10 protein-coding genes and 1 pseudogene are annotated in these 12,382 nt (G+C 58.4%); 7 read left to right on the top strand and 4 right to left on the bottom strand.

What is annotated here, in order from left to right; genetic code table 11:
- Positions 1–111 precede the first annotated feature (111 nt).
- Positions 112–827, bottom strand: a pseudogene (locus ABCW43_RS28485) (IS6 family transposase).
- 276 nt (positions 828–1,103) lie between these two features.
- Between ABCW43_RS28485 and ABCW43_RS28480 the strand changes: the two are divergent.
- The 3 genes from ABCW43_RS28480 (at position 1,104) to ABCW43_RS28470 (ending at position 3,376) form a co-directional block, all read left to right on the top strand.
- Positions 1,104–1,832, top strand: a complete 729-nt coding sequence (locus ABCW43_RS28480; RefSeq protein WP_345930700.1) for a 2OG-Fe dioxygenase family protein — start codon at positions 1,104–1,106, stop codon at positions 1,830–1,832.
- 41 nt (positions 1,833–1,873) lie between these two features.
- The gene (locus ABCW43_RS28475; RefSeq protein WP_345930699.1) at positions 1,874–2,632 is read left to right on the top strand and encodes a class I SAM-dependent methyltransferase; all 759 of its coding nucleotides are present in this window, start codon (positions 1,874–1,876) and stop codon (positions 2,630–2,632) included.
- 108 nt (positions 2,633–2,740) lie between these two features.
- Entirely contained in the window at positions 2,741–3,376 is a 636-nt protein-coding gene (locus ABCW43_RS28470; protein ID WP_345930698.1) for a LysE family translocator, read from the top strand.
- Positions 3,377–3,466: 90 nt separating this feature from the next.
- Here ABCW43_RS28470 and ABCW43_RS28465 read toward each other — a convergent pair whose 3' ends face one another.
- Entirely contained in the window at positions 3,467–4,627 is a 1,161-nt protein-coding gene (locus ABCW43_RS28465; RefSeq protein ID WP_345930697.1) for a helix-turn-helix domain-containing protein, read from the bottom strand.
- A gap of 255 nt (positions 4,628–4,882) precedes the next feature.
- On the opposite strand from ABCW43_RS28465, the gene ABCW43_RS28460 reads away from it, so the two are divergent.
- The 3 genes from ABCW43_RS28460 to dgcA all read left to right on the top strand — a co-directional run bounded on the left by ABCW43_RS28460 (position 4,883) and on the right by dgcA (position 8,102).
- Complete coding sequence (locus tag ABCW43_RS28460; protein WP_345930696.1) at positions 4,883–5,809, top strand: ABC transporter substrate-binding protein; 927 nt, start codon at positions 4,883–4,885, stop codon at positions 5,807–5,809.
- A gap of 295 nt (positions 5,810–6,104) precedes the next feature.
- On the top strand, positions 6,105–6,962 hold the full coding sequence (gene pyrF / locus ABCW43_RS28455; protein WP_345930695.1) for an orotidine-5'-phosphate decarboxylase: 858 nt from the start codon (positions 6,105–6,107) through the stop codon (positions 6,960–6,962).
- Positions 6,963–7,115: 153 nt separating this feature from the next.
- Positions 7,116–8,102, top strand: a complete 987-nt coding sequence (gene dgcA / locus ABCW43_RS28450) for an N-acetyl-D-Glu racemase DgcA (protein ID WP_345930694.1) — start codon at positions 7,116–7,118, stop codon at positions 8,100–8,102.
- A gap of 104 nt (positions 8,103–8,206) precedes the next feature.
- On the opposite strand, the gene ABCW43_RS28445 is transcribed toward dgcA, so the two are convergent.
- Together ABCW43_RS28445 and ABCW43_RS28440 are read right to left on the bottom strand one after the other, a co-directional pair.
- The gene (locus ABCW43_RS28445; RefSeq protein WP_345930693.1) at positions 8,207–9,766 is read right to left on the bottom strand and encodes an ABC transporter substrate-binding protein; all 1,560 of its coding nucleotides are present in this window, start codon (positions 9,764–9,766) and stop codon (positions 8,207–8,209) included.
- A gap of 81 nt (positions 9,767–9,847) precedes the next feature.
- Positions 9,848–10,858 (bottom strand): hypothetical protein, encoded by a 1,011-nt coding sequence (locus tag ABCW43_RS28440; protein ID WP_345930692.1) that lies wholly within the window; start codon positions 10,856–10,858, stop codon positions 9,848–9,850.
- 274 nt (positions 10,859–11,132) lie between these two features.
- On the opposite strand from ABCW43_RS28440, the gene ABCW43_RS28435 reads away from it, so the two are divergent.
- On the top strand, positions 11,133–12,353 hold the full coding sequence (locus tag ABCW43_RS28435) for an MFS transporter (protein ID WP_345928170.1): 1,221 nt from the start codon (positions 11,133–11,135) through the stop codon (positions 12,351–12,353).
- Positions 12,354–12,382: the final 29 nt, after the last annotated feature.

The raw sequence follows: 12,382 nt of genomic DNA, 5'->3' as shown, positions 1-12,382 counted from the left end.
GAAGAAATTGCTGAAATAATCTTTATTGGCAGTGATCAAGCTTTGGCAGCCTCCGCGACGGCATCGTAAAGTTAACGGGCTCTGATCGAAAGTCTCGCCCTCCGACTTCGCTTATGCGGCCCGCAGGCGTGCGATTTTGTTCCACACTTGCATGGCTGCGGTTCTCAGTTCGCGGTGATGGTCGGACGGAATATCATGGGGTGGAACGTGAAAGAGATTGGCCACGGGGTCCTGCATAGAAACGAAACGCTGGGAGATGTCGGACTGACTTGAAGCCCTTCATGATCCGCTCCCGCCGCCGGGTCGGTTGATGGGAATTTTCCGCCCGGTTATTCAGACCTTTGTGGGATCGATGTTCGACGCCAGGCATGATGTCGCGCTTGCCGCGCCATAGGATCGCAGCTTGTCGGTGATCATGACACGTGGCGAACGTCCCTGTCCTTTCAGAAGCTTTCGCATCAGACGTTTGGCGGCCTTGTATTGCGGTGGCTCTGCACCAGCACGTCGAGAACAAAACCGTCCTGATCGACGGCGCGCCAAAGCCAGTGTTTCTTCCCGCCGATGGTGATGACGACCTCGTCAAGGTGTCATTTGTCGCCGAGCCTGCCGGCTGATCTCTTCCGGATATCATTGGCAAAGTGTCTGCCGAACTTCGCTGCCCACAATCTCACGGTCTGGTGAGAGACGATGACGCCACGCGCTGCCAACATATCCTCGACCATCCGCAGGCTTAGCGGAAATCGGAAATAGACCCAAACGGCATGGGCAATCACCTCCGCTGGAAATCGGTGGCGACGATAAAGAGGATCACGGGCAAATCTGTTCATGCCGCCCACTGAAATCGTTTGATGTTCCTATTCTGTCGCTGGTCGGCGGAGCTTTCCGCGCGAAGGTCGGAATGCTTGTCCCGACTTTGCTGCGCCCTCTCCAATGCCCAAAAATCCGCCAGGCCCGATATCGCGATTGACACGTTTCAAAAATTAGATAAAATTCCAGAATAGACACAATGCAAATTATTGAGATGCTGCTTCGCGAAGCCGGCGGTATCGACGACTGGTCAGTCGCCGCCTTGCGATAGCACCACAGATTGTGGAGGCCATTCGGTGAAAAACATTCCCGTTGAATTTTCGCATCACGCTGAGGCTCGCGCAGATATCGAAGCTCGCGGTTACACAAAAAGGCCGCTGCAGTTGGACCGGGATCTCGCATATATGCTCGGGCGCATGGCATCTGGCTCATGGGATCTGCCGGCAGATGAATATTACAAGACTGGCAAACGTTATCGCAGTTTTGACCAATACAGCGCCCTCGTGACCGATGCGGGCGTTGAGGTCCGCCATCTTGGAGAAGTTCGACCCTATCTTCAGGATGTGTCGCACAATCCGGAACTGGGCGGTGTTGAGCGCCGATATGCACCGCTTGCAACTGATCTTTCCACCGATGTCGGTATCTACAAGCTGATATCGCAACAGGTGGCCAGGTTGCCGCTCTCGAATGCCGGGCAGGCTTATCAGGTCAATCTCCACGTCATGCGCTACTGCGCCCTGCCCGGGCAACGGTGTGAGACCAGCCCGCCCGGCTACCACAAGGACGGTGAGCGCTTCATTTCAGTGGTTCTCTTGACGTATTGCGGCGCTGACGGCGGACGTGTCCACATCGCAGACAATGAAAAATCCGAACTAGATAGTTTCCTGATGCGGGAAATGGGGGAGAACTACATTATAGACGATGAATCCGTCTATCATAAATTGTCCCCTGTGGAGATTTTGGAAAATAATACATTCGCCTTCCGGGATATTTTGCTTCTGGATTTCATTCCGCTTCAAAGCTGAGGCCGTCAGTTGTCGTGCCAATCGGCAGTAGAGGAAATATTATGGACGTCTTTCAGTATCTCGCTCCTGGAAACTACGAAATGGAGGAGTGGTCGAGGCCGGATGAAATGGCGCTCTTTGGAGCATTCTGGGAGCGTGTGCAGGCCGAGTTGGATGTAATGGAGGATGCCGCGATTGCTGACCTGTGCTGCGGAACAGGCATGTCGCTCCTTGGGGTGATCTCTCATCCGAACATAAAAACGGTAACGGGCGTGGATATTGATGCGCGGAACATAGCGTTCGCCCGGCAACGTTTCGGCTTGTTCGACAATACAACCTTTCACGTTGCGGATGTCGTTGATTTCCTGAAGGCGAACAGGGAGTACGACCTGTTGCTGTTGTCGTCTGCCTATCATCACATCGAGCATGCGATGCAGCCGGCTTTTGCGGAGCAGTTGTTCAGAGCCCTCAAGCCGGGAGGGAAGGCGGTATTCGCAGAAAACATCGTGCCGTATTTCGATGCGCCGCTGACAGAGCAGTACAAAGCAGCCGTGGTGCGGTTCTACGCGGCCGCCCGCGACGACACCAGGCGGCGCAGGCCGAATATTTCGGATCGCATCGTTGGTCTTATCGAGGAAAACGTAACCCTCGCCGTTCGCGGCGAAGTGGAGTTCAAGGTATGTCGCCAGCATTTCCTGTCCCAACTGCAACAGGCAGGTTTTGAGATGGTGTACGATGCCAGGGTGTGGCCTGAGGACGGGCCGCTTCCCGACGATTCCGGAAACCATGTGTTTGTCTTCAGGAAGCCCGATGCGGCATAATTGCGCCGAGGCTTTTCATCAATACGCGCGTTCTCTGCTCCGTTTGCGTGCCGGATGGGGCCCATGGTGAGAAATGCCGCGCAGCCACGACAATGAGCGAGCGCCACCGTGCCACCGAACGAACTTCTGCTGACCTTCCTGGTGACGGCGACGTTGTATGGCTATGTTCCTGGACCGGCGATGCTGTTCGTTGCGGCGCAAACCGCGGCACAGGGCCGTCGGCACGGCCTGATGACTTCGTTCGGCATCCATCTTGGCACATATTTTCATGTACTTGCCGCTGCATTCGGCATTACCGTGCTGCTGCACTTCTTTCCGAGCGTGTATATCGGCATGAAGATGGCCGGGTCGGCTTACTTGATCTGGCTCGGCTTTGGTTTGTTTCGGCGTGTCGAGGACATGAACACGAACGCGCTTTCGACCGGATCGTCCAGCGAGGTTCAGGCGCTGTTCGAGGGTATGTTGGTGGAGATCCTCAATCCGAAAACGGCGTTGTTCTATGTTGCCTTTCTTCCCCAGTTTACCCGAATTGAAGACGGACAGATGCTATGGCTTCAGCTTCTCGTGCTGGGCTGTATTGCCAATGTGATCTTTTCCTCGTCCGACGTCTTATGTGCTCTTCTGGCCGAAGTCGTACGGCGACGTCTCCATCGTTCCACGGGAAGACAGCGTCTCCTGCGTGTCCTTGCCGGATGCTTGCTGATCGCGTTGGGTTTGCATCTGGCCGCCATGCCCGCCTTGTAAGGATGGTCGAAGGCCCGCCTGCGTGCCCCTGCCGATAGCGGCCTAGCGTCACCGGCATCGGGCGGCGCCGGTCCGCACGGTGGCCTGGGTTCACTCGACGCCGTATTTTTCGATCAGCTTGATCAGATAATCGGCCGCATCGTTGCCTTTCAAGGATTGTTCCCACAGCCGTTTCGCGATGTTCTCGTGCAGGGAGATCGCTTCGGCAGAAGAGGTTATAAAGCCGACGCCGACACGGACATTGGGTTGTTCGCCCAAGCGAAAGGGACTGATGGCCAGCACCGATCGGGTCGACTGCCGGAAGATCTGGAAGGTCGTCGAGGGCACGGTCTGCGGGATGATGCATATCTGCACCCCGATCGGCTGCACCCGCAGCAGTTCGAGGATATGCAGTGTTTCCTGCTTTGCCAGGACGCGGCGCCTTGTCTGGATTTCGTCCGGCAGGTCGTGGCGGCCGATCAGGCCGTGCAGGAGAAAGCGTTCAAGGTCCGACGAGGCGATCAGATTGACCAGCAGTGGACGTCGCTGTTGATAGGCCGCCTTGCGCTGCTTCAGGATCTCGAGCAATTTCTCAACAGCGTCCGTCGTCGCCTTGTCGTCGGCATCGGAATCGCGGAGGACCTCCTTCAGCATTTCGTCATAGGCGGGCGACGTCAGCAGATAAGAGATCGGGCCGAAGAAACCGATGATCTGCTCGCTTTCTTCTTCGAGTTGCCGCATCCGTTCGAAAAAGGCGACTGCGGTGTCGACATATTCCATTCCGATGCCCAGCAAGCTCGGCAGAGATACGTCGAGGACGCTGGTGATCTTGGTCAGCGTATCGATCTTGAAGATTTCTCCCTTTTCCGCCCGATAGAGGGCCGCGCGGGAGATTCCCAGCTGGGCAGCGAGATCCTCGGGCGACAGACCGCGGCCCACCCGGTAGGCGTGGAGTCGGGCGCCTATGTCGCGAACCTGAATCGTCTCAGCATTTAAGTTCGAATTTTTCATCGTCGACCGTGGTGCAGTAGTGAGTTGGAAGTCTGGCGCTGTGGCTGCGTTATAGCGATCCTCGGCCGACTGGCAAAGGTAATGTCTCATAAATAGTATAATTCCATATTTTGTCCCAATCGCAAATCCGGCATCCCGCCGAGGCGCATCTTGCTGATCGGGACTTTTGCCCATTCTCATCGCCCGATGGACATAATGCGCCGGCTGAGCCCTGGTGATTTCGGTGGTGGCGACGGGGCGATGACGGTGCATATCCGGCATCGAGACGATGCGTCTTCGCCCTTTGGCCGATTATCACGCACCGTCGATGGATGGTGAAGCCAGAAGCCGTAACGCCCTGTCTCGAAGCGCATCGTGCTGGGATTCGTTTGCCAAATGATCTGTTGACAGCCTGCGGAATGTCCACTTAAGTAGATTTGATAATCGATATATATATTTATCTCAAATTATGTCTCGGCGGCAATGTTGGCGCGGGGACAGTGTCAGGCTCGTTGAAGTGTCGATGGAGTTCAGGCAATGCAAAAGAGGGTTTACGTCGAGCGGTTTTTCGACATCCTGGCAATGGCCTCCGGAGAACCACGGCCTTGGCGTGCTCCTGCCGGCGAGATGTTGCGTGTCGGCTTCAGCTGGAAGGCAAAGGCGGAATACGCGTTTTTCTATCTCGCCAAATCGAGGGGTTTTTACTCCGGCGAAAAGCTGGAAGTCGTCTTTTGTGAAGGAACAGGGTCGCCCGCGGCCCTTGATGCCTTGCATCGGGGCGAACTCGATATCCTGATCCTGCCGTGTACTTTTGCTCTGACCGCGATAGAGGGTGGCGCACCGATCAAGATCGTTTCGCTTTACCAGCCCGCTGCCCCGGTCTGTCTGATTTCTCGCAGCCAATCTCCTGTCGCGCTACCGAAGCATCTTGAGGGAAAGAGAGTTGCGAAGCTGAGCGGTGAGACGGGTACAGCGTTTCTGGCCCGTTTTTGCGAGAACAATCAGGTAAACTACGACAGGATAAACTTTGTCGACGTGAGTCCGGCCGACAAAATTGGCGCTTTTCTGAGGGGCGACGTGGATGTTGTCAGCGTTTACCGCACGAATGAACTTCACGTCCTTGAAAGCGCTGCGAACTTTCCATTAACAGAACTTGATGTCGCGGCCTTCGGCCTGCATCTTCCCGGCATGTGCGCGGTCGCAAGTGACGCAACGATTGGCGCCATGGCGGAGCTTGTCGATCGTTTCCTGTCGGCAACCCGCAAAGCCATTCTCGCGGGATTGGAAGACCGGTCCGCGCTGATAAACGTCGCTCGGCAGATGCCCGGAGCGCATCCCGATGCTGGGATTGTCTCGGCCCAAATCCGTGAGTTGGTTGCCACGATAAACTGCCCAGAAGGCAACTCCGTCACCGTCTTGGCGACAGGCCACGAGCAGCTTTCAAGATGGAAAGACGCCAATTGAGGGCGGGTTTGTTATCGACAACAGGCATTGTGACGGTCCGGCGTTTCGACCCGGTCTGCGCGTGCGAAAAGCGCTGGGGTCTTGGTGCGGCCGCGCCTCTCATTCTTCGATTTGAAAGGTGGCAGCCACGGTCCGGAATTCCAGACGCCTTCGGCTTCAACCGAATGGGGCTTGACTTTAGCTGATAATTTGAAGCTATATCTCTTTTTTGAAATGAGAATCATAATTTGAGATGTCGCGCCGTGTCGCTACATTGGACGCAACACGCGTGACAGCAAACACAAGGGGTATTAGCGTGAGCTTTGAAGCAGCATTTCAACGTATCGGCGACGACATATCACCGTTCTGTCTCGGCATCGATCCTGCGCCCGGCCTTCTGACGGCGGCGGGACTGCCAAACGACAAGGCGGGACTGCGAATCTTTTACGAACGCCTGCTGGACTCGACCCAGGGTCTGGTCTCGGTCGTAAAGCCTCAGGTCAGCTATTTCGAGCGTTTTGGTCCCGATGGTCTGGTTGAACTGAAACGGCTGATCGATATGGCGCATGATCGCGGGTATCTGGTCATTGTCGATGCCAAGCGCGGCGATATCGACGCGAGCTCCGCCGGTTATGCCGAAGCCTATCTCGGCCCGTCCAGCTACTACAATGCCGACGCCCTGACGGTCACTGCCTATCTGGGCTTCGGCGCCCTCGATCCGATTTTCGATAGAGCGGCCGAACATGGCAAAGGCGTCTTCGTCGTTGTCATGTCGTCAAACAGCGAAGGACAACCGATCCAGACGGCGATCCTGAAGGATCGGGACCAGAGCGTCGCGGCCTATCTGGTTGAGGAGATCAACGCCTACAATGAACGCCGGCAACAGAAAGTGATCGGCGCGGTGCTAGGCGCCACCCGCGAGCTTCAACAGCTTGAGGGCCTGATCGACGCCCTGGGACAAAACCTGATCCTCTGCCCGGGTATTGGCCATCAGGGCGCCACATTCGACGATCTCGGAAGGACGTTCAGCAAGGCTCGCCGCAACCTTATCCCGATCATGGCCCGCAGCATCGTGAGAGAAGGGTTCAGCAACAACATCCTGCGTTCGGTCATCCATGAGCGGAACAACCAGGCCGTCACCTTCCGTCGCGGCTCCACCGAACCGCTGATGTAATGGATAGGAAGATGTGGGCATGCTGTGCTCGCCAATGGACCGATATACGGCCAGGGCTTCCGGCCAAGAAGCCGAAGGGGATTTTGAGATGATGCCCGAAGGTTTGGAAGTCCGTTGTCTCGCAGGTCGAGACAACGCTGCATCGGGGCTGCCATGACCCGCTTGTCCCTTCGCGTTGTCGAAGAGCGTTTTCGGGTTGACGGAACCTTCACGATATCGCGCGGTTCGCGCACAGAAATCCGCGTTGTCACCGTCGAACTGCGCGATGGCACGATTTGCGGGCGCGGCGAATGCGTGCCCTATCAGCGCTACGGCGAGACCGTTGAAGGCGTAATCGAAACGGTCCAATCGCTTGAGCAAGATCTCTGCAACGGACTGGACCGCATTGGGCTGGTGTCGCGCCTCCCCGCCGGCGCGGCGCGCAATGCCATCGATTGCGCGCTCTGGGATCTGGAGGCGAAGAGAAGCGGCACGGTGGCCTGGAAACTGGCGGGTCTTTCGGCACCGGCGCAGCTCAGCACCGCCTACACGCTCTCGCTGGCGGATCCCGATTCCATGCGGAACGCAGCCGCGCGGAACGCCCATCGTCCTCTCCTCAAGATCAAGCTGGGTTCGGATCGCGACGTCGAGCGTATCGAGGCCGTGCGCTCCGGGGCTCCTCGCTCCACATTGATTGTCGACGCCAATGAGGGCTGGACAATCGAGCAGTATCTCGATCTTGCGCCACACCTGGTCCGCCTGGGCGTGGCCATGGTGGAGCAGCCACTGCCTGCCGATTCGGACGAGGCATTGCGCGGAATCAGTCGCCCCCTGCCGATCTGTGCGGACGAGAGCTGCCATGACCGGCATTCTCTCAAGTGCCTCGTGGGAAAATATGACGCGATCAACATAAAGCTCGACAAGACTGGCGGTCTGACCGAGGCCTTGAAATTGAAGCGGGATGCTCTGGAGGCAGGGTTCGACCTTATGGTCGGTTGTATGCTGGGCACTTCGCTGGCTATGGCGCCGGCCTTTCTTGTCGCGCAGGGCGCCCGGTACGTCGACCTCGACGCGCCACTTCTGCTGGCGGAAGACCGGGAGACACCGGTTCAATACAACGGCTCGCTGATGGAACCGCCGAGCAGGTCTCTTTGGGGGTGACTCCAGTCGCCCAAGCATCCACGTGCCGGCTGGATCCGACCTATAGGCCAATCAAGCTGGCAGGGTGCATCCCGGCCGTTTTGCGATTGATCGATCGGGCATGTTCAGGCATCGACGGTGTCGAAGAGGTAGTTGCTGCCGAAGGTCGGGCCGACTGACAGGGTCGTGAACCAGTCGCGGGTGGCGACGTATTCGACCTGCTGATAGATGAAGATGTAGGGGGCAGTCGAAACAACTTCGTCCTGCAGAAGGCGGTAGCGCTCCGCTCTCAGATTGGGATCTGAGATTGTCAGCGCATCGTCGGCCATCCGGCTTAGCTCCGGCGCGGACCAGCCGTTGCGCCACGCAAGAATACCCGCCTCTTTTTCCGAGCCATTGTCCGTGTTCTTGAGGAAGGCCTTGGCGTTGGAATTGGGGTCCCAGTAATCGGTACCCCAGCGACCGCAATAGAGATCGTGCTTGCGGCCGCGGAACTTGCCGAGCACCGACTTGCCGGTATCGGGCAGCAACGTCAATTCGACGCCCACAAGCGCCAGCGATTTCTGGAAGATGGAAGCGACGCCCATGACCGTCGGGAACTGATGTACATCCATGGAAATCTGGAAGCCACTTCCCAGGCCGGCCTCTACCAGCAGGCGCCTAGCCTCTTGCGGATCATAGGCGAAGCGGGTTTTGTCCTCGCTGCCAAGCATGCCGAGCGGCAGGAATCCCTGGTGCACACGCCCCGAACCTTCCAGCCATTGCTGCTGCATGGTCTCGTAGTCCACGAGATGCTTGAAGGCGCGAATGACTTGCGGTTTGGAAAGGAGGGGATGCCGCTGATTGAGGCTGATAAAGAGTATCGCCCCTTTGGGTGCAGCTGACACGCGGCAAACGCCACTCTGTCGCGCGATCTCCAACTGCTGGAAATCAAGGCTGCGGGCAACGTCGATCTTGCCTTCAAGGAGAAGGTCGAGCTGGGTCGCTCCGTCTGGAATATGACGATATTCGGCGACGGCGAGGGATGTCCTCTGCCGGGAGAACTCGTTCCTTGTCAGCGCGACCGCCTGGCCCGGACACCAGTCGGAAACCGTGAACGGCCCGGACCCTGCGGTGTTCCTCTTCAGCCAGTCGTTGCCGAAGGTCGGCGCATCGGCGTCTGCGCCGCAAACCTGCTCGACCGTCTTCCTGTCGACAATCGACGCCGCGTTGGACGTCAAACAATTCAGAACGAAACTCGGCGCAAAGGCGGCATTCAACGTTAGCCTGAAGGTCTGCTCGTCGTCCGCCACGGCCCGTTCGCTGACGTTTTCGGGCGTCAAGCCGAGCTCGTTCAGGATTTCGGCAGGTCCTCTGGCGCAGGTGACCGCGCGTTTGAAGGACCAGGCGACATCATCGGCCGTGACCGGGTTGCCCGACGAGAACTTCAAATTCGGGCGCAGGCGAAACGAAAATCGCAATCCGTCCGGTGAAATGGTCCAGCTTTCGGCTGCCTCCGGCTTGATCCTCGATAGATCGTCCCGGTCAAGCCGAACCAGCCGTTCATACACGTTGCCAAGAAGCTCGGAGACGGTGCGTTCATAGCCCTCCGCCGGATCAAGCGTCATCAGGTCGTCGATCGACATTCCCATGACCAGCCTGTCGCCGTCCCGGTAGGCTCTCTTTGCGTCGTTTTCAGAAGACATCTCTTTGGCCTCGCAATGATAACGCCTTCGACGCGATGGGGCGGAGGTGCCGATCGCGTCGACGCAGTTCGGCTTCGTCGATCACACGTTCTGGATCAAGAGTTCGCGCACGGATCGTGTGCCGGAGTTGAACAGAAGACGCCGGAACTCGAACTCGAGCACCGTCTGCGGATCGTGGAAGGGCTCTGTCAGGAATTCCTGTTGCGTCAGGTGCAGCGCTTCTTCGGCCGAATAGAAATTCCGGGTATCTGCGTCGAGCAGGGTGGTGTCCGCCTCGTAGATACGCGCGACGAGATCGCAAGCCGAAAGCACTGCCGCCCTGCGGTCCTCGGCGGAGCGTCCGGCCGATCCGTACCAATCGATAATGTCCTGGCCAAGCGGACGCAGCGGATCGGGCAGGCGCTTCAGGTTCTGCATCACCCATTTGGCCTTGCCGTTTGTGCTGCCGGCGAGATGGCACAGTCCGGCCGCCTGATCCATGAGGAACATCGTGCAGACCAGCAGGCTGGTGTCAAAGTCGCCCGAGCCCCAGGTGCCCATCACATCCTTGAATTCGGGGTAGCCGCCGGTCCGGTTGCGGTATTGAACGAACGACATCTGTTTCCAGAAGTCTGCGGAGAACAAACTGGCGAACTCGTCGCCGCCCGTGAGTGCGATGCCGACCTGCATCTTGTGCAAGCCGTCTTCATAGGCGTGCGGCATCTTCTTGCGCAGCGTCTTGGTGCGCTCTCGCGCCTGGCGATAGAGGCCTTGAACCTCGTCTTTCATCGCCTGGATTTCGGCGCGTGTGTAATATTCCACGTCGATGGCGAAACCATCATCGCGGATGTAGTCGACGAAGGTGCGCAGCCCGCCATTCTGTTCGATGATGAAGCTGTGATCGCCAACGTGCCGGACCGGAGGAAGCTCGTCGCAGATGACATAGGCGTCGAGGTCGGAATGCTTGCTGCCAATGCCCTCGACGAGGGTACCTGACAGGATGACGATGTCGCCTTTCCGTGGGGCGCAGCGCTGCATGACTTCGTCGCGGGTGATGCGGAGCTGTCCGTTCAGAAACGAATAGGCATCCTGTGGGGATGAGGAAAGATCCATGTCGCACCTCGAGTTTCTATAAATGAGATCATTCTCAATATTTACACTTTGGTACCGAAGTCAACCTCCGGCCACCGTGAGATGACCGCCATCCGTCGCCGGGGCCGAGGCGCGCTGACCGGACGCAGCGGCGGCAGATTGCCAATTGCACATGCAAAACAAGGGCATCGGTATCAATCGCGGCTTTTGTCTGGGTTTGATGCCGAAAGCGGTTGCGCGACAGGAATGGGTGGGGTATCAGTTTTGCGACACGTCTAGAAAAAAGGATGGTCGTTTGCTGCTGCTTGTCCTCTACTACGCTGCGGTAACCCTGGCCGGTGTGACGCGCGGTCTCTGGGTCGTCGCGCTCGGCTGGTCATCGGCCCTCGTCGGCGGGTCGGTCACGCTGATCGGCATCGCCTTTCTCGTCGGTCACCTCATCAACGTCCTGCTCGCCCCGGGCGTTGGCGCGCTGATCGACCGGCGCAGCCGCAAGCGTCTGGCAATGGTCGGCCAGGCGCTGTTCGGTGCCGCCATGGCACTGCCGGGCCTGGCCTATCTGCTCGGCTTCGAGCTCAGCTACGCGATGATCCTTTTCGTCGCGTGCTGCATCGCGGCGGCAGGACTTCTGCAGGGCGGCGCGCTCGACGCGATCCAGAAGTCCATCGTCGAGCAGGCCGATATCAGGCGGACCAACGCGATCGTAAACGGACTGCGGCAAGGCTCGATGATCGCCGGTGCCGGTCTTGGCGGGCTTGCGCTGATGTGGTTGCCGCTCCATGCCGCCTTCGCGCTTGGCGTGGTCCTCTGCGGCCTGGCGGTCCTGTGCGTGCTCGGACTGCCGGACGCCTATCCGCCATCGGGTGGGCGCCGGAGCTACATGGCGCAGGTGGCGGAAGGTTACCGGTTCTTCGTGCAGAAGCCGGAACTGGGCCGGCTGGCGGCGCTGATCGGGTTCAGCACGTCCGTGGGGCAGCTGTCGAACGTGCTGCTGCCGATGCTGGTGCAGCGCGAGCTTGCCGGCGGCAGCGGGCTGTATGGATTGATCGACGCCCTGTGGTCCGTGGGAGGGATCTCGGCCGCGGTTTTCGCCGCGCGAATCCTGCAGCGGTTCAATCTCGACGGTTTCGAGTATCTGGCCATCATCGCGCTCGGGCTTCTTGCCGCCAGCATTTCGGTCACCGCCTATCCGGGGGCGGTCGCGGTCATCTATTTCCTGATGGGCTTTGCGTTTTCGTTCTCGAAGATCCTGTGTGACGGGCGAATGATCGAGCTGGCCGACCTGGAGTCGATCGGCCGGGTGCGCACCCACACGCAAGCGGTCACCAGCGCCTTCGGACTGCTGGTGTTTTCGATGCCCGCAGTCACCGGCCTGGAAGACGTGAACCTCCAATATGTCTTGTGGGGCACAGGCATCGCCACCATCGCGGCGGGGATCTATCTCCTGGACCTGCAGGCCAGCGGCAACCGGGCGGCGCTTCGACAGGCAAACAGCAAAAATGATCCGCATCAATGAACGTCATTACTCAGTTGCGAGGCTGTCGC

Source organism: Neorhizobium tunisiense (assembly GCF_039631515.1).
Lineage (GTDB): Bacteria > Pseudomonadota > Alphaproteobacteria > Rhizobiales > Rhizobiaceae > Neorhizobium.
Note: the sequence above shows the minus strand (reverse complement) of the source record. Positions and strands in the feature narration are given on the sequence as shown.